The sequence below is a fragment of the Jezberella sp. genome (genome assembly GCF_964834465.1).
The window spans coordinates 72,441-93,383 of the sequence record NZ_CBAZRM010000004.1; the positions used below are offsets into that span (position 1 = coordinate 72,441).

Annotated in this window: 21 protein-coding genes; 12 read left to right on the top strand and 9 right to left on the bottom strand. The window is 52.4% G+C overall.

Features of this window, described 5'->3' with window-relative positions:
- Nucleotides 1-40 precede the first annotated feature (40 nt).
- Entirely contained in the window at nt 41-613 is a 573-nt protein-coding gene (gene pgsA, locus AC1W8Y_RS04060; RefSeq protein ID WP_482013188.1) for a CDP-diacylglycerol--glycerol-3-phosphate 3-phosphatidyltransferase, read from the top strand.
- A 67-nt stretch (nt 614-680) separates the two neighbouring features.
- Here pgsA and queF read toward each other — a convergent pair whose 3' ends face one another.
- The 4 genes from queF to AC1W8Y_RS04080 form a co-directional block, all read right to left on the bottom strand.
- On the bottom strand, nt 681-1,565 hold the full coding sequence (gene queF, locus AC1W8Y_RS04065) for an NADPH-dependent 7-cyano-7-deazaguanine reductase QueF (protein WP_482013189.1): 885 nt from the start codon (nt 1,563-1,565) through the stop codon (nt 681-683).
- A gap of 21 nt (nt 1,566-1,586) precedes the next feature.
- On the bottom strand, nt 1,587-2,051 hold the full coding sequence (locus tag AC1W8Y_RS04070; RefSeq protein WP_482013190.1) for a MaoC family dehydratase: 465 nt from the start codon (nt 2,049-2,051) through the stop codon (nt 1,587-1,589).
- Nucleotides 2,052-2,119: 68 nt separating this feature from the next.
- Nucleotides 2,120-2,584: a MaoC/PaaZ C-terminal domain-containing protein gene (locus AC1W8Y_RS04075; RefSeq protein ID WP_482013191.1), complete on the bottom strand. Its 465-nt coding sequence runs from the start codon at nt 2,582-2,584 to the stop codon at nt 2,120-2,122.
- Nucleotides 2,581-3,813, bottom strand: coding sequence for a CaiB/BaiF CoA transferase family protein (locus tag AC1W8Y_RS04080; RefSeq protein ID WP_482013192.1), 1,233 nt, complete (start codon nt 3,811-3,813; stop codon nt 2,581-2,583). Before AC1W8Y_RS04080 ends, AC1W8Y_RS04075 begins: the two co-directional genes overlap by 4 nt.
- A gap of 116 nt (nt 3,814-3,929) precedes the next feature.
- On the opposite strand from AC1W8Y_RS04080, the gene AC1W8Y_RS04085 reads away from it, so the two are divergent.
- The 5 genes from AC1W8Y_RS04085 to AC1W8Y_RS04105 are packed head-to-tail and all read left to right on the top strand — an operon-like array spanning nt 3,930 to nt 8,448.
- Nucleotides 3,930-5,081 carry an acyl-CoA dehydrogenase family protein gene (locus AC1W8Y_RS04085; RefSeq protein WP_482013193.1) on the top strand — a complete coding sequence of 384 codons (1,152 nt, stop codon included), beginning with the start codon at nt 3,930-3,932 and terminating at the stop codon, nt 5,079-5,081.
- A gap of 22 nt (nt 5,082-5,103) precedes the next feature.
- Nucleotides 5,104-6,117 (top strand): acyl-CoA dehydrogenase family protein, encoded by a 1,014-nt coding sequence (locus tag AC1W8Y_RS04090; protein ID WP_482013194.1) that lies wholly within the window; start codon nt 5,104-5,106, stop codon nt 6,115-6,117.
- Between the two features lie 53 nt (nt 6,118-6,170).
- On the top strand, nt 6,171-7,199 hold the full coding sequence (locus AC1W8Y_RS04095; RefSeq protein WP_482013195.1) for a TauD/TfdA family dioxygenase: 1,029 nt from the start codon (nt 6,171-6,173) through the stop codon (nt 7,197-7,199).
- A 29-nt stretch (nt 7,200-7,228) separates the two neighbouring features.
- The gene (locus AC1W8Y_RS04100) at nt 7,229-7,726 is read left to right on the top strand and encodes a hypothetical protein (protein WP_482013196.1); all 498 of its coding nucleotides are present in this window, start codon (nt 7,229-7,231) and stop codon (nt 7,724-7,726) included.
- The gene (locus AC1W8Y_RS04105) at nt 7,723-8,448 is read left to right on the top strand and encodes a class I SAM-dependent methyltransferase (RefSeq protein ID WP_482013197.1); all 726 of its coding nucleotides are present in this window, start codon (nt 7,723-7,725) and stop codon (nt 8,446-8,448) included. Before AC1W8Y_RS04100 ends, AC1W8Y_RS04105 begins: the two co-directional genes overlap by 4 nt.
- A 6-nt stretch (nt 8,449-8,454) precedes the next feature.
- Here AC1W8Y_RS04105 and AC1W8Y_RS04110 read toward each other — a convergent pair whose 3' ends face one another.
- Nucleotides 8,455-8,703 (bottom strand): hypothetical protein, encoded by a 249-nt coding sequence (locus AC1W8Y_RS04110; RefSeq protein WP_482013198.1) that lies wholly within the window; start codon nt 8,701-8,703, stop codon nt 8,455-8,457.
- A 199-nt stretch (nt 8,704-8,902) separates the two neighbouring features.
- On the opposite strand from AC1W8Y_RS04110, the gene AC1W8Y_RS04115 reads away from it, so the two are divergent.
- Together AC1W8Y_RS04115 and AC1W8Y_RS04120 are read left to right on the top strand one after the other, a co-directional pair.
- Nucleotides 8,903-9,355: a (2Fe-2S)-binding protein gene (locus AC1W8Y_RS04115; RefSeq protein ID WP_482013199.1), complete on the top strand. Its 453-nt coding sequence runs from the start codon at nt 8,903-8,905 to the stop codon at nt 9,353-9,355.
- A 23-nt stretch (nt 9,356-9,378) separates the two neighbouring features.
- Nucleotides 9,379-11,484 carry a xanthine dehydrogenase family protein molybdopterin-binding subunit gene (locus AC1W8Y_RS04120; RefSeq protein WP_482013200.1) on the top strand — a complete coding sequence of 702 codons (2,106 nt, stop codon included), beginning with the start codon at nt 9,379-9,381 and terminating at the stop codon, nt 11,482-11,484.
- Nucleotides 11,485-11,532: 48 nt separating this feature from the next.
- Here the strand turns inward: AC1W8Y_RS04120 and AC1W8Y_RS04125 are convergent, their stop codons facing one another.
- Nucleotides 11,533-12,414 (bottom strand): TauD/TfdA dioxygenase family protein, encoded by an 882-nt coding sequence (locus tag AC1W8Y_RS04125; protein WP_482013201.1) that lies wholly within the window; start codon nt 12,412-12,414, stop codon nt 11,533-11,535.
- A gap of 169 nt (nt 12,415-12,583) precedes the next feature.
- On the opposite strand from AC1W8Y_RS04125, the gene AC1W8Y_RS04130 reads away from it, so the two are divergent.
- On the top strand, nt 12,584-14,443 hold the full coding sequence (locus tag AC1W8Y_RS04130; RefSeq protein WP_482013202.1) for a phosphoenolpyruvate carboxykinase (GTP): 1,860 nt from the start codon (nt 12,584-12,586) through the stop codon (nt 14,441-14,443).
- Here AC1W8Y_RS04130 and AC1W8Y_RS04135 read toward each other — a convergent pair.
- Entirely contained in the window at nt 14,440-15,699 is a 1,260-nt protein-coding gene (locus AC1W8Y_RS04135) for a Zn-dependent hydrolase (RefSeq protein WP_482013203.1), read from the bottom strand. The two genes, AC1W8Y_RS04130 and AC1W8Y_RS04135, sit on opposite strands and share 4 nt — an antisense overlap.
- A 121-nt stretch (nt 15,700-15,820) precedes the next feature.
- Between AC1W8Y_RS04135 and pyk the strand changes: the two genes are divergently transcribed.
- From pyk to AC1W8Y_RS04150, 3 genes are read left to right on the top strand one after another with little or no spacing between them, the layout of a single operon-like run.
- Nucleotides 15,821-17,251: a pyruvate kinase gene (gene pyk, locus AC1W8Y_RS04140; RefSeq protein WP_482013332.1), complete on the top strand. Its 1,431-nt coding sequence runs from the start codon at nt 15,821-15,823 to the stop codon at nt 17,249-17,251.
- Nucleotides 17,252-17,311: 60 nt separating this feature from the next.
- Nucleotides 17,312-18,280 (top strand): Bug family tripartite tricarboxylate transporter substrate binding protein, encoded by a 969-nt coding sequence (locus tag AC1W8Y_RS04145; protein WP_482013204.1) that lies wholly within the window; start codon nt 17,312-17,314, stop codon nt 18,278-18,280.
- Nucleotides 18,281-18,314: 34 nt separating this feature from the next.
- The gene (locus AC1W8Y_RS04150) at nt 18,315-19,682 is read left to right on the top strand and encodes an APC family permease (RefSeq protein WP_482013205.1); all 1,368 of its coding nucleotides are present in this window, start codon (nt 18,315-18,317) and stop codon (nt 19,680-19,682) included.
- On the opposite strand, the gene AC1W8Y_RS04155 is transcribed toward AC1W8Y_RS04150, so the two are convergent.
- Both AC1W8Y_RS04155 and AC1W8Y_RS04160 read right to left on the bottom strand, forming a co-directional pair.
- Nucleotides 19,641-19,976, bottom strand: a complete 336-nt coding sequence (locus tag AC1W8Y_RS04155; protein WP_482013206.1) for a hypothetical protein — start codon at nt 19,974-19,976, stop codon at nt 19,641-19,643. The genes AC1W8Y_RS04150 and AC1W8Y_RS04155 overlap by 42 nt on opposite strands.
- Nucleotides 19,976-20,890 (bottom strand): recombination-associated protein RdgC, encoded by a 915-nt coding sequence (locus AC1W8Y_RS04160; RefSeq protein ID WP_482013207.1) that lies wholly within the window; start codon nt 20,888-20,890, stop codon nt 19,976-19,978. The genes AC1W8Y_RS04155 and AC1W8Y_RS04160 overlap by 1 nt, the downstream gene beginning before the upstream one ends.
- Nucleotides 20,891-20,943 lie beyond the last annotated feature (53 nt).

A 20,943-nucleotide genomic window follows, 5' to 3' on the forward strand; every position in this document is an offset into this window, starting at 1 on the left:
TGGTCAGAACACAAGTGGTGGTATCGGTTAGCATACGGACATGCCTATTAATCTACCTATTATTCTCACGTGGTTTCGGATCGGCATGATCCCCCTCGTTGTCGCCCTTTTTTACGTGCCAGACAGCATCATGCATACGCAATTGCGCGACGCAGTTGCCGCTTCGGCCTTTATTCTCGCTGGTTTCACCGATTGGTTGGATGGTTGGCTGGCTCGACGCTGGAATCAAACCTCGTCCTTTGGCGCCTTTCTCGATCCGGTGGCCGACAAGCTCATGGTGTGTGCTGCCCTCGTTGTTTTGTTAAGCCTCGATCGCGTTGATTCGTTAATTGCCGTCGTGATTGTTGGGCGTGAAATCACCATTTCAGCGCTACGTGAATGGATGGCACAACTCGGTGCGCGCGCTAACGTCGCGGTGCATTGGCTGGGTAAAGTAAAGACAGCGGCTCAAATGGTTGCCATTCCCTGCTTGCTCTACCCTTATCCGTTGCTCGGGTTGCCCTTAGCAAAGGCGGGGGTCGTCTTGATTGTGATTGCCGCTATTTTGACCGTCTGGTCGATGCTTTATTATCTTCGACGAGCCTGGCCCGTCATTCGCGAAAAAGCGATTTAAGCGCCGGCCGCCGCTTTGGCTTAGCACGATCACGCCTCATTTTTCGGATGAATTGACCGGCTAACGATCACTGCCTCGCACTGCGATGCAATAAGGGCTCAATCATGTCCGGCGTTGCCCGCCAGGGGTTGATATCCAGACCACCCCTTCTGGTGTAGCGCGCATACACGGACAGAGAGCTGGGTTGGCATTGCTTCATGATGTCTAAAAAGATCTTCTCGACGCAATGCTCGTGAAAGCCATTATGCAGGCGGTAAGAAACGACATATTTGAGCAAACTGGCGTGATCAATAGCTGGGCCGACGTATTCGATCTCGATACATGCCCAATCGGGTTGATCCGTGATCGGACAATTAGACTTTAATAGCCGCGAAAAAACTTTTTCTCGAACCACCGGTGCGACTGGGTTGGCGTTGTCGCCTCGTTGACCAGCGAGCTTTAACAGTGCTGCGTTGGGCTGATAGCAATCAATGTCGATATCAAGCTTGTCTAGGTTGATGCCGTCGAACTCTTGTATTTGTTCTCGATCGAACTGATCAGGCCCCACCATGTCGATATCGATATCGCCGTCAACCGCTGCTTGCAAATCCTTGCGCAGCGTATCAAACACCTGGTGCACGCTTGCAAATGTTGTTTGATTAAAACTGTTGAGATAAAGCTTAAAAGACTTAGATTCAATGATGTGTGGTGTCGTACACGGCACTTTGATTTTCAGTAAGGCGACCTTAGGCAGCCCTTTGGGGTTGAGCCACGAGATCTCATAGGCGGTCCAGAGATCCCATCCCTGGAAGGGCAGTGGCTGGCCGTCGGCTAAACCGAGTTGCTCTCTGGCATCTTTGCGGGGAAATGGGCAGAGCAGTGAAGCGTCATAGTCTTTTGGATAGACAACCTCTTTGCCCAGCGGTACTGCTGAAGGGATGTTCGGTGAACTGGACGGCAGGTGTGAGGACATGGTTGAAAATCAAGCGCCCTATTAACCGTGGACGACGCTAGAAATGATACGCGTGGCTGTGTAGGTCATGACAACGACCTCATCCTGATTTTTAACATTGATTTTTGACGTGACGATGGCCCCATGACTCAATGGCGTTGGCTTGATATCGGTGATTTCGACTTCAGCCCAAATGGTGTCACCTTGCATGACAGGCGCATGCATCTTTTTCTGAACCTCGAGCAGCATTTGTACGGTCCCTCGCAACATCCCCATCGAAACCAGGCCTTCGCTCAACACGTAAGTCAAAGCGCCCGGGGCCGGCCTGCCATTGACAACCCCGTCGTTGATGGTGCTATCGATAAACACTGGCGCTAACTGGCCCGTCGACGTGACAAAGTTGGTGATGTCTGTTTCAGTAATTGTCCGCTTAAAAGTACGCATCTTTTGGCCAATGGACAGCTTTTGCCAAGGATAGCCCGCACTCATCAACGGTATTTCGTTCATTTTTTAAACCTCAGCGAGTCAGTTTGCTAGTTTGTGGATGACACCAATTGAAAAAATAATCAGTGACGTTAGCCTTTGATATCGCCCGCAATAAACCGCACGGCGGTATAGGTCATGACCTCGACATTATCTTGATTTTTGACGTCGATTTTAGTGGTGACAACAGCCCCATGATCCAGGGGCGATGCCTTGATATCCAGCACTTCTATTTCAGCCCAGATCGTATCGCCTTGCGCAACGGGCGCCAGCATTTTTTTTCGGATTTCCAATAGTGCGGGTCGAGTACCACGTGCGATGCCTTGCATGATAAAGCCCTCGATCAGCGAGTAGGTTAGCGCCGCTGGTGCAGGTTTACCCACCGTCATATAGTTATTAATCGTTGCATCAATAAATAACGTCTCTAACTGACCCGTGACGGTAATGAAATTGACGATGTCCGTTTCAGTAATCGTACGTTTGAAGGTGCGCCACCTTTGGCCGATTTGTAGGTCTTGCCAGACAATGCCGGCACCCATCAACGGGAATTCACTCATTCTGCTTCTCTCATCGTAGGTTGTTTTGCTGCGCCACTCGCAATTAAGGCGTTGACGTTCTCGACGGGCAGGCCAGCCGCTAGCAAGGTTTCGCGGGTATCAGCCCCCAATCTGGGTGGAAGCTTAGGTTGGACGTGCGATTTTTGCATACGGACGGGGTTTCGGGTAAATCGGTATCTGCGTCCCTGTTCATCCAGCAGATCTTGAAAAAAATCGACACTCAGCAGATGGGGATCAGATTCTAAGTCTTCCAGGCGATTGATTGCGGCCCCAGGTATTTCGTACTTCTCACAAAAGCTAAGCCAAAAGGCTGTGCAGTCACCCGCAACAATGGCCCCTGCGGTTTCATACAGGGCGGCAATGTGCTTCGTTCGCATCGCCATCGTGGCAAACCTTTCGTCAGTTGCTAGGGCCGGATTGCCCGTTCCATTGAAAAAGCTTGCCCAGTGCTTATCGGTGTAAGGCATCATGCAAACATAACCGTCGTTCGTCTGATAGGGTTTGCGCCACGGGGTCAACGCTCGCGGGTAACCGATTTCGTCCGAAATGTCGGGCAAGTGATGGCCATAAAAATGCTCAACCATGACAAAGCTTGTCATGGTTTCAAACATGGGGATTTCGATGAATTGGCCTTGGCCGGTTCGCGCTTTCTGAAGCAAGGCGGCAAGAATGGCATGGGTTGCGACTAGCCCGCAGGTTTTGTCTGCGGCAACGGTAGGTAAGTAACGAGGGGTACCACTTTGCCGCGTCATTAAATCCGCAACGCCGCTGAGTCCCTGAATCACGTCGTCGTAGGCAGGTTGACCTGAGTAAGCGCCATTATTGCCAAAGCCATGAAGTCCTGCATAGATGAGTGTTGGACAGCGAGCCAGCAGTGTTTCATGGTCGAGTCCAAGTGCGGCCATCTTTTGAGGACGCACGCTGTGCATGAAAACGTCGGCTTGATCGATCAGCATGAGCAGCGCCGCGAGCGCCTCGGGTTGTTTCAAATCCAAGCAGATGCTTTTCTTGTTGCGATTGACCCCCAGAAATATCGCTGACAAGCCAGGCTCGTGGTGATCACCCGTATAACGGGTCGAGTCTCCCTCGGGGGCTTCGACTTTAATCACTTCGGCGCCATAGTCCGCCAATGTCTGGCTCGCATAGGGGCCGAAAAGGACCGACGTCATGTCGATGATCTTGATACCCTCAAGTGCTGATGTTGGCTGAGCCGGCGTTGGGTTACTCATTTTTTATATGTTTTGCTTTGATGAAATGGGGCTTTTGCCAAGAAGAAAACACTCACCATGAAGCGGGTTAATCTCTTGCGTATGAAACCTTAACATGTCTATTGACGGATCCCCCTATGTTGACCGCGCTTGACTATACCCCTGTGCCCGCTGAGGAGATCGCTTTTCGAGGCGAGATCAGAGCGTTTCTGCAAGAGACGCTGGTTGACTATCCCTATCATCAGCGTGCACGCTCTTGGATGGGTTCCAGTGCTGAGTTCAGCCGCAAGCTAGGGCAGCAGGGCTGGCTGGGTTTAACCATCCCGAAAGCGTATGGCGGGGCCGGCAAAGGGTTCTTTTCTCGCTTTGTGTTGGCCGAAGAGCTACTCGCCTCTGGTGCACCGGTCGCCAGCCACTGGATCGCCGATCGGCAAAGTGCGCCCTTGCTGCTGCGTTTCGGAACGCAGGCCCAACGGCAGCGACATATCCCCTTAATTTGCCGGGGTGAGTCGTTTTTTTGTATCGGGATGAGCGAACCCAACTCTGGTTCAGATCTTGCGAGCATCAGAACGCGAGCACAACCCAATCAAGAAGGATGGTTGCTCAACGGCAGCAAAATCTGGACAACCAACGCTCACCACTGCCATTACATGATCGCCTTGGTCAGAACGTCAGGCGAGGGCGTCGATCGACAGAAAGGGTTGTCGCAGGTACTGGTTGACTTGAGTCTTCCCGGGGTGACACGCAAGCCCATCCTCGATCTGGCGGGAGACGCACACTTCTCAGAGGTGTTCTTTGACAACGTTCAATTACCGCATGACGCCCTCATTGGGGTTGAAGGTGAAGGTTGGGATCAGGTCAACGCCGAGCTGGCGTTCGAGCGCAGCGGCCCCGAGCGCATCTACTCGAGTATGGCCTTGCTCGACTGCTGGCTCAATGCCCTGCGGGTGCAAAAAGTCGCTGACTCGGCGACGCAGTCCTTAGTTGGTTCACTGGTGGCAGAGATGACTGTGTTGAGAGGCTTGTCGTTGGCCGTGACGCAAAAGTTGGTGAACGGCGAAACCCCGGCGATTGAAGCCTCTGTCGTGAAAGATTTTGGGACGGATTTCGAGCAAAAAGTCATTCGACAAATTAGTGCATGGCTGGGGTCAAATCCAGACTTCGTCGTGTCTGGCGATTTACTTAAGTCTCTCGGCTATCTCGAGCAAATGGGCGTGACGTTCTCGCTGCGCGGTGGTACTCGTGAAATCTTGCGAGGCATCATTGCTCGCGGTCTCGGTTTGCGTTGAACTCTTAAAGAAGCGAATCCTCATGCAAGACTCTTTTTTTGAAAGCACAGAAAAACTATTGTCCGACGTTTGCACGCCAGCATCAATCCGTAACATTGAACATGGCGGTGAGACGAGTGCTCTGTGGGCAAGCCTTGATTCTTCTGGGTTTGGTGATGCCCTTCTGCCAGAGCAGGCGGGCGGTGCCGGCCTTGCTCTCAGGGACATTGGCTCAGTGCTTTTTTCGATTGGCAGGCATGCGGTGCCCTTGCCGTTTGCCCATACGATCCTGGCTCGCGCGTGGCTCAATCAGGCAAATCAAGTGATCCCCGCGGGGGCTATCACCTTTGCGCCGTTTCAAGTCGAAAAGACGGGCAGTGGCATTACCGCGCATGCTGTCAATTTTGGTAAAACCACCGACTGGGTATTGGCACAACAAAAGGATGATGTGTGGTTGCTGCCGGTTGCCGAGGCGACAGTGACCACCTCGGGGGGGTATGGCTCGTTGGATGCGGATTTGCGTTGGTCAGCAGAAGTTGGGAAGCGCAGCGTGATTGGCCGCTGGCAGGTCGATCAATTCCAAACATTGTTGGCCCTGTCGCTTGCGTCAATGATTGCCGGGGGGGCAGACCGTGTTTATGAAATGACGCTTGTGTATGCCAATCAGCGCGTGCAGTTTGGCAAGCCGATTGGCAAGTTCCAAGCTCTCCAGCAGCAAATAAGCGAAATGGCTGAACAAGTATTTGGAACCCGGATGGCTGCGCAAATGGCTTGCCAGAGCAGCAGTTGGTGCCCCCAGCCGGCATTAGTCGCCATGGCTAAGGCACAAAACAGTCAGGCAGTGGCTCGTGTCACAGCGACCGCACATGCGGTTCACGGCGCAATTGGGGTAACCGCAGAGTATGACTTACAGCTGTACACTCGCCGGCTCAATGAGTGGGCAAGGCTTGGCGGGGGTCACGGCTATTGGGCGCAACAGCTCGGGGCTGCCGTATTACAATCCGAGTGGTCTGCGCTGGATTACGTCAGACTGGATTTGTTTGGTGAGCCTGCCTAGGGCAATGAACGCTTTGAACTGTGTGTATGAACCCGCAAGATTTGCCTGATTTTATGACGGGTCCTTCCAGCTGGAAGGGGCCTGCATTTGCCGCCCAAGAGAGCTGGCGCCACCAATTGACCGACGATGAAGTCATGGATGTCGAACGAGCCGCACGATCTTTTTTGCAGCATTCAGATGACATCAGCAAAATGACAAGGTCGCAGTTTGCCCTGCCACTGCTCGGTCCTCGCCTGCGGATGATTCACGACGAGTTGATCAATGGCTCTGGGGTCGCGCTGCTCAACGCATTACCCGTGAAAGAGTGGCCATTGCAGTTAAGTGCCACGGCATTTTTTGGGATTGGTTTGTATTTGGGTTTGCCGAGACCGCAAAATGCCAAAGGGCACGTGCTTGGTCATGTGGTTGATCTGGGGCTTGACGCAAACGATCCCAATGTCCGGATTTACCAGACCCATGAAAGACAAACCTTCCATACCGACAGTAGCGATATTGTCGGTTTATTGTGTTTGCAGCAAGCCAAAGCCGGGGGCGATTCGGCTTTAGTATCCTCCAACACGATATACAATGAGATCAAGCGCAAGCATCCAGCGTTGGCGGCTGCGCTGTTTGATCCGATCGCAACCGATCGACGCGGCGATATTGGCGCGGGTCAAAAGCCGTTCTTCGAAATACCTGTGTTTAACTGGCATGCGAATTTACTGTCCAGTATCTATCAACGCCAATACATTGATTCAGCGCAGCGTTTTGAAGACGCCATGCGATTGACGCCAACGCATGTTGAAGCCTTGGATTGCTTCGATACGCTGGCAAATGATCCGTCACTTAACTTTCTGATGCGGCTAGAACCGGGGTCGATGCAATTTGTGCATAATCACAGCTTGCTGCACGATAGAACGGCTTTTGAAGATTGGGCTGATTCTAGGTTGCGTCGACATCTGTTGCGTTTATGGATTTCTTCCCCACAAGCACGGCCTCTACCTGAGGTGTTTGCACAACGTTATGGCACCGTTGTGCCAGGCGAACGTGGTGGCGTGATGGTGCCGCTCGATCAGTGGCACGCGCCTTTGACACCTGTTTAATCATTATTTGTCTATATAAAGGGATTTTCATGCGTCAGTTAACGTTAAACAACCTGTTGAAACTGACGAGCATTAGTTTGCTATTGCTTGCACTTTCAGGGTGCCAATCAAGCGGTGACGCCAAGCAAGACCCTAACCGTCCGGTGCCCGTCAGTGCCATGATGAGCGGCAGCACCTTGATCGCTGCTAAAAATGCGATTTATGGGGCTTGTACCAACCTTGGTTTTAAACTGATCGCAACAAACGACCTCATTGTTTGTGAGCAAATGACGTTGAGCGAAAATCGTGAGCGAGAATTGGTGCGAGGCTTGGGTGAACAGATTCAAGGGCTGGACAACTCGTACACATTAAAGCCGCGCTCATTGGTCAGTTTTGCAGTTACCTCTAATGGCGCAGATGTCAATGTCGTCGCGAACGCGTACGCAACCATTCAAGATTTGGGTGAAATCCCAAGACAATTGAACCTGCATGATGAAACGTCCCTGCAGCAAGTTCAAGCCTTGCTTCGAGCGGCGGGCGCTAAATGAGTGGTTCGGATCATCCGGGCCGATGGGACTTCAAACCTTATCGCTTGACCGTTGCTCGGATTCTGAACGACAGTAAGCCTGCGTCGGTATTGGATATCGCGTGTGGAGAAGGGTGGGTCAAAAAATGTATGAAGACGCCAGTCTTCGTGCATGGTCTTGATTATTATGAGGCCGCCCCAGAAGATTACGATCTGTTTTCTTCATTCTGGATGGATGATGGCGTGCCTGACAGTTGTGGGGTGTTTGACACGGTAATCTGTTGTGAGGCCATCCCCTATCTACAAAACTTCGGTGTTTTTTTGCAAAGTGTGCGCCGACACCTCAAACCACAAGGCATGTTTATCCTGTCGGTCCCCAATCCCATTTACGCGGCCGCCAGAATTGATCACGTCATTCAAGGCTTTCCTCGCGCAAACAACTATTTCGTCCACGCAAAGCCTGATTCGCATATGCCTTGGTTACCGCTGAACTTTTATCAACTTCGGTTTTTGCTCGGTTTGAACGGATTTAACGATATTCAAATTCATGAGGTTGACGAGCCTAAGCCCAAACATGGCTGGGAAAGACTCGTTGGGTTCATTGCCAAGGGATATGTTCGCCGCCGCTTACGTAAGGCAACCAGTGATCAAGAGCGCCTGATGTGGCAGCAAGCCTTGTCTGATCAATTAATTTACGGTCGCCGTCTGGTGCTGTCTGCCGTCAAACAGGGTGAGCCAAATTAACGGTTGTTAACCTGACGTTTTGGCTGTTTTTGTCTTTGCAGTCTTAGACTTAGTCGATTTGCTCGCTTTTTTCTTGGCCGACGAGCTTTTCGAAGAAATTTTCTTCGTGCCGGACGCTTTCTTTGAATGGCTAGCTTTCTTTGCCTGTGTGGAAGAGGTGGCGTCAGTCGTGGCTGCCTGCGCTGAGCCCAACGGCGCAGCCGCAATCACAAACGCCGCCAAGGTCGTACTCACCAGCAATTTTTTTAACAACATAACCATTCCTTTTTACAACTTCACTGTTTTGTAACTTGATCTGACTACATTTTAATCCTATTCGCCTGATATGAATTGTCACGGCAATGACCAATTTGTAATATCCTTGCATTTGAAACACTTAGTAATGGTTATTCTGGGTGGATTCCGCTGGACGGATCCCTTTGCATAACAAAGAGAACAACTAACTGGAGCAGACATGAAGCTAAACGTAAACGGCAACACGGTAGATTTTGAAGGGGATTCAAGCACACCATTGCTTTGGGTGTTGCGCGATCATCTCAACATCACCACCCCGAAATTTGGCTGTGGTGCTGGGCTTTGTGGGGCCTGTACTGTCCATGTGGACGGGGAAGCCATTCGGTCATGCTCGTTCCCGGTCTCAGCCGCTGTTGATAAGCGAGTGACGACGCTTGAGGGTTTGCCTGTTGCACTCGCCAAGCCTATTCAAGAAGCCTGGATAGCCGAATCAGTGCCACAGTGCGGTTACTGTCAATGCGGGCAAATGATGTCTGCAGCAGCGTTGTTGTCAAAAAACAAGACGCCTAGTGATAGTCAGATTGTCGACGCCATGGACGGCAACATTTGCCGCTGTGGTACCTATTCACGCATTAAGAAAGCCATTGTTCGCGCTGGCAACAACATTGCTTGATGAACGCAATAGGAGACTAAAAAATGGATCGTCGCTCATTTATTAAATCAAGTGCCGCGCTCAGTTCGGGGCTCTTAGTTGGTTTTTCTTTCAAACAAAATACGGCGGTGGCTGGTGAGGCCGCCCTGGCGAATCCTTGGCTTCGGATCGACGCCGATAACTCGGTAACCATCACGGTCGCGCGCTCAGAGATGGGGCAAGACGTCTACACGTCGATGAGTATGTTGATTGCCGACGAGTTAGATTACCCGCTTGGCAAAATTAAGGTCGAAATGGCGGGCGTTGATCCAAAGTCCTACGGTAACGCCGCGTTAGGCGGGGCACAGATCACGGGCGGTTCAACTTCCATGCGTGATGCATGGATCAAACTGCGCACCGTGGGCGCAACCGCTCGTGAAATGCTGGTGGCAGCCGCCGCGCAAAAATGGAATGTCTCGGCGACGCAATGCGTCGCAAGCGATGGGATGGTGACCTCAGGATCAAATAAAGCAAGCTATGGTGAGTTGGCCGCTGCTGCTTCGATGATCAAGCCTAATGAAAAGCCAAAACTGAAGACATCAGACCAATTCAAATACATCGGCAAAGCGTTTCCTCGCTTGGATACCCCCGCAAAAGTCATGGGTAAGGCGCAGTACGGGATAGACGTTCGCCAACCCGGCATGCTGTCAGCCGCGATCGCGATGAGTCCGGTGATCGGTGGCAAAGTCGTTCGTTATGACGACACCGCTGCAAAAGCAGTCCCTGGCGTAGAAGCGATCGTACAAGTGCCCGATGGTGTCGCTGTGGTTGCTCGCGATTTTTTCATCGCGAAGAAAGCACGTGATCTATTGAAAGTCGTTTGGGATAATGGCAACACGGCACCTGTGGCCGATATGGCCGCCATTAAGAAAGGTCTTCGCGAGGCCAGTAAAACCAAGGGTGCGATCGTTGGTAAAGCCGGTAACGTCGAAGCACCGATGACCGGGGCTGTTAAGCAATTGAAGGCTGAGTATGAGTTGCCGTTTGTTGCTCATGCCACACTTGAGCCGATGAATTGCTCGGTAACGATTGCAAATGGTGAATGTCATGTCTGGGGGCCCGTACAGTTTCAGCAAGGGACGCAGGGGGTCGCCGCAGCCGCAGCAGGTATCCCGCCCGAAAAGGTATTTGTTCACACGACATTTTTAGGGGGTGGCTATGGTCGCCGACTTGAGAATGATTTTGTTGGTCAAGCGGTTTCAATTGCCAAAGCGAGCGGTAAGCCGATTCGGATGACATGGTCGCGTGAAGATGACATGACGCACGACTATTATCGGCCGGTCAGCTTAAGCCAGCTCTCCGGCGGGTTTGACGCCAAAGGCAATTTGATCGGATTGTCGTCAAAGTTGACGTCCCCATCTGTGACGGCGCGGGCTTTTCCGGGCTTTGTGGTGAAAGGTAACGATCCTTTCATGACGGAAGGCACCGCTAACTTGACCTACGGCGTCAAAAACTATCGCGCAGAAAATGTCATTCACGATACCGGTATACGCGTGGGCTACTGGCGGTCGGTCAGCAATAACTTGAACTGTTTTGCGATCGAGAGCTTTATGGATGAATTGGCGGCAGAGGCCGGCAAAGATCCGGTTGAGTTCAGAATGGCATTACTGAGCAAGCAACCAAGGGCGCAAAAAGTGTTGGCCACTGCCGCCGAGCGCGCTGGTTGGGGCGTGTTGCGTCAGCGAGGACGAGCGTTAGGGGTGGCCCAGACCGAATGTTATGGTGCTTATATCGCGATTGTGGCGGAAGTGTCATTGAAAGACGGTCATCCCATGGTCCACAAACTAACGTGTGTTGTGGATGTCGGGGTTGCTGTTCGCCCTGATCAGGTACGTGCGCAGATCGAAGGTGCCATGTTGTTAGGTTTTTCCACCTCGATGAAGAACGCGATTACTTTTAAAGACGGCGCTGCCCAGCAGCGTAACTTCGACACCTATCCATTGATGCGTATGTCTGAGTTGCCTGTGATTGACATCACTGTCCTTCAAGAGGGAGGTGACCCCTCCGGTATGGGTGAAGTGGGCGTACCACTGGTTGCCCCAGCCATTGCCAATGCCATCGTGGCAGCTGGTGGGCAGAGAACTCGCTCACTACCCTTTATCAAAACTTGACCTGTGTGAGTAAAACGCCCGCTCTGTGAATCACTTCAGAGCGGGCAGTTAGGCTGCTTGCGGGTCGCGACGCGGTAAATCCAAGGTGGTCACTCGGGTGAGCTCTCGCTTGTAGCGCGTATCGTCAAAGGGCCGCGCTCGATGCAAGCTGGCGCGATTGTCCCAAATGACCAAATCGCCAGGCAACCATTCATGTGAGTGAACGTATTTTTCTCGAGTGGCATGTTCGATCAGGTCTCTGATCAGTAGCCGTCCCTCCGGGATCGGCCAGTCCACGATATGAGAGGCATGTGAGGCAACGTAAAGTGCCTTGCGATCGTTCTCTTCAAACGCCCGTACCAGTGGATGCGTGGCGCCGGGCAATCGAGCACTTTCTTCTGGCGAAAAATCGAATCCCATGGTGTGGCGCGAATAGACAATGGAATGATAGGCACGCAAACTTTCGAGCCTTGATTTGGTGCCGCTATCCAGATCGTCGTAAGCTGTTCGAGTATCGGCAAATTCGGTATCGGCGCGAACGGGGGGCAAGTTCCGTGCAAACAATAGTGAGTAGCGCCCCCCCGGATCTTCAAAGGAGGCATCTGTATGCCAGATTCGATTGCTGATGCCGTTCATGCGACGTCTGTCATTCGCAGACAAAATATCGCCGTCTGACCCCACGTTTGAGATGTCGGTCAAGGCCTCATTGCCGTAACGGTTTTTTGTCATCGCCGCTGAAGAAGTCTTAGCGTGCAGTTCGCCGTCAAGACGTTGAGCAAACTCAAGCTGTTCGTCGAAGGAGAAGGTTTGATTGCGAAAGATTAATACCGCGTAAGTTGACATCCCATCTCGGATCGCCTGCAAACAGGCTTCGTCGCGCACGCTGTTCAAATCAATCTGGCTCACTTCACCGACAAAACTCGCATGGCACTGAGTAATCGTGAATGACATGTTTTCTCCTCCAGCATATTTTTATAATCAATATACCTTGCCATGGTAATAAAGATTTACTTAGACATTCATGTTGCGATGCAACAATGAAATAGGCGTGTTCTGAGTGCTACAATTTTTGGCTAATTTCAAACTTTGTCGCGATTACTCGCATAACTGAAACAATCCTATGACAGCCTCCCTTAACACTCCTGATTACGTCCGCCATGAAGGCCTGAAAACCTGGGTCGCACAAATCGCGGCAAAGACCCGTCCAGCTAAGGTGGTTTGGTGTGACGGTTCGCAAGCCGAATACGACAGGCTTTGTGCTGAGATGGTTCAGTCTGGGATGCTACACAAGCTAAACGCTGCCAAACGGCCGAACTCCTATCTGGCCAGATCGTCACCCGACGATGTGGCGCGCGTTGAAGATCGCACGTTTATCTGTAGCAAAGACAAAGCAGACGCTGGCCCAACCAACAATTGGATTGAGCCAGCAGAGATGCGCACGAAACTCGGCGAGCTGTTTGACGGTGCAATGGCCGGACGTACACTGTATGTGGTGCCGTTTTCCATGGGTCCATTGGGGTCGCCGATTGCACAGATTGGTGTCGAGCTATCTGACTCCCCCTATGTGGTCGTCAATATGCGCATGATGACTCGGATGGGGCGTAAAGTATTTGATGTACTGGGCACTGACGGCGATTACGTCCCTTGTGTTCATACCGTCGGTGCGCCACTGGCGGCAGGTCAAGCGGATGTTGTCTGGCCTTGTAACGAAACGAAATATATCGTGCATTTTCCTGAAACCCGCGAAATTTGGTCATACGGTTCTGGTTACGGCGGGAATGCGTTGTTAGGCAAGAAGTGTTTTGCACTTCGTATCGCCTCCAACATGGGTCGCAGTGCTGCGCAGGGTCAGTCACCTGGCTGGTTAGCAGAGCACATGTTGATTTTGGGTGTACAGACACCTGCCGGCAAGAAATATCATGTGGCAGCGGCCTTCCCATCGGCATGTGGCAAGACGAATTTTGCGATGTTGATCCCACCCGCTGGTCTGGCACAAGAAGGCTGGAAGATCACCACCATTGGTGACGATATTGCGTGGATCAAGCCCGACGCGCAAGGCAATCTGCGTGCCATCAACCCAGAAGCAGGTTATTTTGGTGTTGCCCCCGGTACGAACAAGTCATCGAATTTCAATTGCATGGAAACCCTTGCACGCGACGTGATCTTTACGAACGTCGGTTTGACCGATGACGGTGACGTCTGGTGGGAAGGCATGACCAAAGAAGCCCCCGCTCATTTGATCGATTGGCAAGGCCGCGATTGGACCCCCGAAATAGCTAAAGAAAAGGGGATCAAAGCTGCGCATCCTAATGCGCGCTTCACCGTGTCGGCGACGAACAATCCTGTACTGGATGCCGAGTGGGATAATCCAGAAGGTGTTGTGATTGATGCGTTTATTTTTGGGGGCCGTCGATCGACCACCGTGCCATTGGTCACTGAAGCTCGCAATTGGGCAGAAGGCGTCTACATGGCCGCGACCATGGGTTCTGAAACAACCGCCGCTGCAACCGGTCAGCAAGGCGTTGTCAGGCGTGACCCTTTCGCGATGTTGCCTTTTTGCGGCTACAACATGGCTGAGTATTTTCAACATTGGTTGTCGCTGGGCGAGCATCTCGTTGACGCTGGCGCCAAGTTGCCCAAGATCTTCTGTGTGAACTGGTTCCGTACGGATGAAAACGGCAAGTTTGTGTGGCCTGGTTTTAGCGAGAACACCCGTGTGCTGAAATGGATGTTAGGTCGTATCGAACAGCAAGCCCAAGGCGTTGAGCATGTTTTCGGGATTACCCCTCGTTACGAAGATCTTGACTGGCGTGGCATGGATTTTTCGCTTGAAAAGTTTACAAAAATCACCTCGATCGATACCCAAGCGTGGCGTAAAGAGTTCGAGTTGCATACCGATTTGTTCAAGCTACTGGCTCACGGCTTGCCCGAGCGCCTGCTCAACATTAAAACAGCCTTCGAAGCACGTTTAGGTTATTAAACACGGGCAGCACTAAGCATGGCCTGCAACAAGACGTTGCAGCCTGCTTCGACATGCTCAGGCAGGGCATCCTCAATTTCGTTATGACTAATGCCATCCTTGCACGGGATGAAAATCATGGTCGTCGGGGCAACGCGGGCAAGATAAACGGCGTCATGCCCCGCGCCACTCACAATATCCATCTCGGATAGCCCCAGCGTTCGGGCACCTGCACGAATTGCCTCAACAAGCTGGGGCGAGAACGCCTGAGGCGGGAAGTAAACCACTTGATTGATGTCAATCTTCACCTGATGTGCTTTGCTCAGTTGGTCAGCAGCGAGCCTGAGCGCTGCATCCATATCGAGCAAAGTCTGGTCATTGTCTGCCCTGAGGTCTACTGACATGTTGACTCGCCCAGGAATCACATTGCGCGAGTTTGGATAGACATCCATCATGCCAACCGTGCCCCGTGCATGGGGCGCATGGCGCATGGCGCACTCGTTGACCGTGTGCACCAGGGCCGAGGCAGCGATCAGCGCATCTTTGCGCAGTGCCATCGGGGTCGGTCCCGCGTGCGCTTCCATCCCAGTCACGACGACGTCATACCAGCGTTGCCCGAGCGCACCAAGCACGACACCGATGGTCTTGGCGTTGGCCTCGAGCACGGGCCCTTGTTCAATGTGTGCCTCGAAATAAGCGGCAATGTGGTGAGGATCGACCTGATCTACGCCAGCGTATCCAATCTTCTGTAGCGCCAGACTGACGGTCACCCCTTCTTTGTCTTTTTGTCCCAGGACAACGTCGGTTGAAAACTCTCCGACGAAGGCGCCAGAGCCCATCATGACGGGCACAAAACGTGAGCCTTCCTCGTTAGTCCAAACGACGACCTCTAGCGGCGCCTCGGTCGTCACGGCGGCGTCGTTGAGTGTTTTGATGACTTCAAGACCCGCCAAAACCCCGTAGTTTCCGTCAAACTTGCCGCCGGTGGGCTGAGTGTCAATGTGACTGCCTGTCATGACAACCGGTAGTTGGTTGTTTCGCCCAGCACGTCTGGCGAAGATATTGCCAACGGCATCAACGCGGATGGTGCAGCCTGCAGCACGAGCCTCGGCCACAAAAAAATCCCGTCCCTGACGATCAAGATCCGTCAGGGCGAGCCGGCAGACCCCACCCTTTGGGGTGGCACCAATCGAAGCCAGCTTCATCAGCGAATCCCACAATCGTTGCGGATGAATTCTCAAAGAGGACAAAGAAGATACTGTCGTTGTGTCTGACATGTCATCACCATTCGTAATATTCAGGCATACTTTCATACATACGCACGCACCCACTGAGTCGGTATGGTACGCGATTGACTTGTCTACTGAAGGCCATGAAAAAATGAAACTAGACGCCATTTTGCACCGCAATCGCAACACTAAAATCGTTGCTACGCTTGGGCCGAGTAGTAAAGATGCAGACATGATACGCCAGCTGTTTCTCGCTGGGGTAGATGTGTTCCGCATGAATTTCAGTCACGGTACGCACGCCGACCATCAGATCCGCTACGACATGATCCGCCAGCTCGAACGTGAAATCGGTCGGCCAATTGGGATACTGATGGATCTGCAAGGTCCCAAATTGCGGTTAGGTCAAATGACGGATGGCAAACTGGCTCTCGAGATTGGCCAGCGCTTGCGTCTGGACATGAATCCAGCCCTTGGGTCCCGAGAGCGCGTGCCGCTGCTGCATCCCGAAATTTTTGCGGCCGTCAAAGCCGGTGAAGATCTGTTGATTGATGATGGCAAAGTACGTCTTCGAATACTGTCTTGTGATGGTCAAAGTGCCGAGGTTGAAGCGCTCAATGCAGGGGTGATCTCGGATCGAAAAGGCGTCAATGTGCCGGGCGCGATTCTGCCGCTGTCTCCGCTGACGCCTAAAGATCGTGAAGATCTCGAGTTCGGCTTATCGCTTGGGATGGACTGGATCGCCCTGTCTTTCGTGCAACGGCCTGAGGATATGCTTGAACTCAAAGCGCTGGTTGGTAATCAAGCGTCGATCATGGCTAAGCTCGAAAAGCCCTCCGCGATTGACTCTCTGGAAGCGATTGTCGCGGCGTCTGACGGGGTCATGGTCGCGCGTGGTGATTTGGGGGTCGAACTGCCGCCAGAGCAAGTCCCGGTCCTGCAAAAGCGCATCGTACGGGCAGCTCGCGAGGCGGGCAAACCCGTGATCGTTGCGACCCAGATGCTTGAATCGATGATTGCCTCGCCCGTACCCACCCGGGCAGAAGTGAGCGATGTAGCCACTGCCGTGTACGATGGCACCGACGCGGTGATGCTGTCAGGTGAGTCGGCTGCAGGGGCTTATCCAGCAGAGGCGGTTCAGATGATGGATCGAATTTTACAAAGCATTGAAAAAGATCCCTTGCAGCGAGTGACCATGAGGGCCGTTCACTCACATCGACGCAGCGACGCCCGAGACGCGATTTCAGCGGCAATCCGCACCGTTGCAGAGACCTTACCGGTCGCAGCAACCGTCGCTTACACGTCATCTGGGTCGACCACTTTGCGAGTGGCCCACGAACGCCCCCCTGCGCCAACGCTCAGCATGACCCCCAGTCTGCCTGTCGCTAGACGTTTGTCGCTCGTCTGGGGGGTTCATTCGATTCAGGCGCAAGACGTAAGCAGTATGGAAGAAATCGTTGACAATGCGACCCAGACAGCCGTTAAACACGGGTTTGGCAACACTGGTGATGCCTTGCTCATCGTGGCGGGCCAACCCTTCGGTATTACTGGCACGACCAACCTGCTGAGAATCGCCTACATTACAGAGTCCGATAAAAATTAAACCAAAAAAAGTATCCCATAAGAATCGACGGTAAAAACATGTCGAAACGGAGACCATCAGATGAAGACCTTAAAATTATGCCTACTGCTTGCGGGTTGCTTACTCAGCGTAACCAGTGGGATCGCGCAAACCACAGATTTTCCGAATAAGCCTATTTATATCCTTGTGCCCTATGGTGCAGGTAGCGGCGGTGATCTTTACAGCCGGTTTTTTGGCAAAAAACTGTCAGAAATCCTGAAGGTACCGGTGATCGTTGAAAATAAATCTGGCGGCGGCGGCACGGTTGCGATTCAAACAATCAAGAGCAACCCAGCAGATGGTTACACCCTGTTCATGGGAAGCAATTCGCCCGCTGCTGCCAACGTGGCGACGGTGAAGAATCTCACCTATGACCCGCTTAAAGACTTTCGCCCTGTCTCGGGTATGACCCGGTCGATGGCTGTGTTCATGGTGAGCAACGATTCACCCCTCAAAACCATGGCCGATCTCTTGAAACGAGGTCATCAGCAACCCCCGTTGAATATGGCGTATTACACCTATGGCTATCAACTGGCCGCCGCACAGCTCACCGTTAAAGCGGGGATCAACAGTCAATCGGTCATGTACAAAGGTCTGTCCCAGGTGATGACTGATGTGATCGGAAATCAGGTCGATATTGGCGTGGTTGACTCAACTGGTTCGGTAAATACGGCAGTGTCGGGTAAGGTGAGGGCGCTTTTCGTGACCGGGACAAAACGCCACCCCGAGCTACCTGATGTGCCGACGTTGGTAGAAAGTGGTTTTCCCGAAGCTGTTCATTACAGTTGGACCGCGTTCTTCGTCAACTCGAACACGCCGGATAGCGTGGTGAAGGTGTTGGCCGATGCGATGCAAGTTGCGCTCGCTCAGCCAGACAGCGTTGAATTTATCGTTAAAACGAGTGCCGAACCGATGCCCTTGAATCCTGAGCAGATGCGTCAGTTTCAGAAGTCAGAAATTGAACGCTACATCAAGGCTGCTCAATCCATTAATTTTCAGGCGGTCGATTGATGTTGATTAGCATTTTTTTCAGGATTTGAATTCAGTGGCAAACCTTATTGACCAAGACAATGGTCTCGCAACGTCCAACCCAGCAAAAAGTTTAAGTGCCATCAGTGCGGTGGCGATCATCGTGGGCATCGTGATTGGTGCTGGTATTTTCAAAACGCCAGCGATGGTGGCACAGATGACGGGTGATGCTGGTTGGGCGCTTTCTGTCTGGGTATTAGGTGGTCTGATCTCGCTGGCGGGTGCACTTTGTTATGCTGAACTGGCGACTACCTATCCGCATGCCGGCGGAGACTATCACTTTCTGTCGCTCGCCTTTGGTCAGCAAGTCTCTTTTCTGTACGCGTGGGCTAAGGCAACGGTCATCAATACGGGCTCGATCGCCTTATTGGCGTTTGTCTTTGGCGAGTACATGTCTAAAGTGTTGTCTCTGGGGCCACAGTCCAATGCCATTTGGGCCGTCTCCATTGTGGTGATCCTCACTGGCGTGAATCTCATTGGCATTCATGCAGCCGCCTGGGTGCAAACCTTGCTAACGGTGGTTGAAGTCTCTGGGTTGATCTTTGTGGCAGTTGCTGGTTTTGTGATCGCCGGTGACGCGCCGTCAGCGCCCGCCATGTTCTCGCAGACACCACCCTTAGGTTTGATGGGTTTGGCGATGGTGTTTGTCTTGTTGACCTATGGTGGCTGGAATGAAGCTGCCTATATCTCGGCTGAGGTCAAGGGTGGCAAACGTGCCATTGTGCCCATTATTGTCGTGAGTATCTCGCTCATCACTCTGATTTATCTTATCGTCAACGTCGCACTGATTGCGGGTCTGGGTCTAGCCGGGCTGGCTGATAGCAAAGCCGTTGCTTCAGAAATCACTGGTCGCGCCTTTGGTGTCTGGGGTTCAAAGGCCCTCGGTGTTTTCGCGGCGGCATCGGCCTTTACCAGCATCAACGCAACGATGATCGTTGGGGCGAGAACAAATTATGCACTCGGACGCAACTGGCCAGCGCTCAGGTTTATGGCGAAATGGGATCGGGATCGAGGCTCACCGACCGTCGCATACTGGGTGCAGTCACTGATTAGCTTGGCGCTCGTCGGTGTCGGCATCTGGCAACGCGATGGCTTTGAGGTGATGGTTGAGTTTACGGCACCCGTGTTTTGGATTTTTCTTTTTTTGGTGGGGTTATCGCTTTTTGTGATGCGCTGGCGTGATCCCAACACCGTGAGACCATTTAAGGTGCCTCTGTATCCCCTCACCCCCATCCTGTTTTGCGCGACCTGTGCCTATCTCGCGTATTCAAGTGTGACTTACGCGGCCAGCCAACATGCGGTGCATATTTCGCTTTGGGTCATGGGGGCAGGGTGTGTTGCGCTAGTGCTGAACCGGTTTTTCAGTCAGACCGAGAATCGCTAGGGCCTGAGCGTAAGCAACAGGGCCTTCGCAAAGGTAGACGGCGACGTCATCACTATCCATGTTCTCAAGAACCTGAACCACTTGATCGCCATGATCACCGATATCCGTGACGTTGCCGACATGCACTTGCACGCCACTCTCAAACACGCTTGTCGGCACCAGTGATTCGATATAGCTAAGGTCTGCAGGCGCGATGACAACATAGGCCTTTACGGATAGATCATCCGCGACAACATGAAGCAACACGCCGCGATCAACGAGACTTTCTAAGGTGCTTTTAATCATCAAATCCATTATGCGGCGACCTTGATCAGCGATTTTTCTTTCAGAACGTCCAACAGACGACTGACCAGCAGATTGAGTTCAGCGCACATCAAGGTGAAATCAGCGTCGAATTTTTCAAGTTCATCGGCTGGCATTTTCGTGTCGTCCTGATCTAAGATATCCAACGGAGTGATCCGTTTGATATCCATATTGTCATGCAGTACAAATGACACTCGGTCGTTCCAGGTCAAGGCCAGACGCGTGCATTGCTTGCCTGCACTCACGTGTTTCTGAATATCTTCACTATCGAGTGCGTGTTTGACATAGCGCACGACAGCGGCTTTCTCTCCGGTGGCGCGAAGTTCGGCATCCTGATCAATCGAGAAATGGCTGGGAGCCTCGCCACTCAATATCCAATCCGTCATTGCAGCCGTCGGGCTGATTTCGACGTGAATCGGTTCAACTGGGAAGGGGTATAAAGCTTTACCGAGGGCTGAGAGAATTTCTTCAGCTTTGGTCGCCGATGCCGTATCCAGTGCCAACCAGCGATTGACTGGATCAATCCAGACACGCGCGTCACGTTGCAAGCTGAATGCGCGTGGGATTAATGACTCGGTGACCTCAAGTTTGAGATCTTTTAGCTGCTTGCGTCCCGGTTTAAAGCCTTGCTGTTCTTCTAACTCTTGCGCCCGAACTTTGGTGAACTGATTGATCACGGTCGTCGGTAAGAGCTTTTTCTCGACGCGATAGGCGCAAAGAATCTGCTTGCCAACTGGGTAAGCAAGACGAGTGTCTTGCTCTAGGGGGGCGACCCACCCCTGCGATTGCGCAACGGCGGCACCAGCAGATACAAACGCTTCTTTCACAAGCAAATCATTGAGTTGCTCTGCAGTCCAGGTGTAGGAGGTGGCCAGGCGATAGAGCTTTAGATTTTTAAACCACATGTGCAATCCAGTCGAAACAACAAAAAAGGAATCCGATTCTAGCGGAAGTAGAC

Bases quoted from the DNA above. Each gene is read 5' to 3' on its own strand.
- AC1W8Y_RS04095 (WP_482013195.1), top strand. From the start codon at position 6,171: ATGACGGGTCCTTCCAGCTGGAAGGGGCCTGCATTTGCCGCCCAAGAG.
- AC1W8Y_RS04100 (WP_482013196.1), top strand. From the start codon at position 7,229: ATGCGTCAGTTAACGTTAAACAACCTGTTGAAACTGACGAGCATTAGT.
- AC1W8Y_RS04075 (WP_482013191.1), bottom strand. From the start codon at position 2,584: ATGAGTGAATTCCCGTTGATGGGTGCCGGCATTGTCTGGCAAGACCTA.
- AC1W8Y_RS04115 (WP_482013199.1), top strand. From the start codon at position 8,903: ATGAAGCTAAACGTAAACGGCAACACGGTAGATTTTGAAGGGGATTCA.
- queF (WP_482013189.1), bottom strand. From the start codon at position 1,565: ATGTCCTCACACCTGCCGTCCAGTTCACCGAACATCCCTTCAGCAGTA.
- AC1W8Y_RS04080 (WP_482013192.1), bottom strand. From the start codon at position 3,813: ATGAGTAACCCAACGCCGGCTCAGCCAACATCAGCACTTGAGGGTATC.
- AC1W8Y_RS04125 (WP_482013201.1), bottom strand. From the start codon at position 12,414: ATGTCATTCACGATTACTCAGTGCCATGCGAGTTTTGTCGGTGAAGTG.
- AC1W8Y_RS04085 (WP_482013193.1), top strand. From the start codon at position 3,930: ATGTTGACCGCGCTTGACTATACCCCTGTGCCCGCTGAGGAGATCGCT.
- AC1W8Y_RS04145 (WP_482013204.1), top strand. From the start codon at position 17,312: ATGAAGACCTTAAAATTATGCCTACTGCTTGCGGGTTGCTTACTCAGC.
- pgsA (WP_482013188.1), top strand. From the start codon at position 41: ATGCCTATTAATCTACCTATTATTCTCACGTGGTTTCGGATCGGCATG.
- AC1W8Y_RS04155 (WP_482013206.1), bottom strand. From the start codon at position 19,976: ATGGATTTGATGATTAAAAGCACCTTAGAAAGTCTCGTTGATCGCGGC.
- AC1W8Y_RS04090 (WP_482013194.1), top strand. From the start codon at position 5,104: ATGCAAGACTCTTTTTTTGAAAGCACAGAAAAACTATTGTCCGACGTT.
- AC1W8Y_RS04120 (WP_482013200.1), top strand. From the start codon at position 9,379: ATGGATCGTCGCTCATTTATTAAATCAAGTGCCGCGCTCAGTTCGGGG.
- AC1W8Y_RS04105 (WP_482013197.1), top strand. From the start codon at position 7,723: ATGAGTGGTTCGGATCATCCGGGCCGATGGGACTTCAAACCTTATCGC.
- AC1W8Y_RS04160 (WP_482013207.1), bottom strand. From the start codon at position 20,890: ATGTGGTTTAAAAATCTAAAGCTCTATCGCCTGGCCACCTCCTACACC.
- AC1W8Y_RS04070 (WP_482013190.1), bottom strand. From the start codon at position 2,051: ATGAACGAAATACCGTTGATGAGTGCGGGCTATCCTTGGCAAAAGCTG.
- AC1W8Y_RS04110 (WP_482013198.1), bottom strand. From the start codon at position 8,703: ATGTTGTTAAAAAAATTGCTGGTGAGTACGACCTTGGCGGCGTTTGTG.
- AC1W8Y_RS04135 (WP_482013203.1), bottom strand. From the start codon at position 15,699: ATGTCAGACACAACGACAGTATCTTCTTTGTCCTCTTTGAGAATTCAT.
- AC1W8Y_RS04130 (WP_482013202.1), top strand. From the start codon at position 12,584: ATGACAGCCTCCCTTAACACTCCTGATTACGTCCGCCATGAAGGCCTG.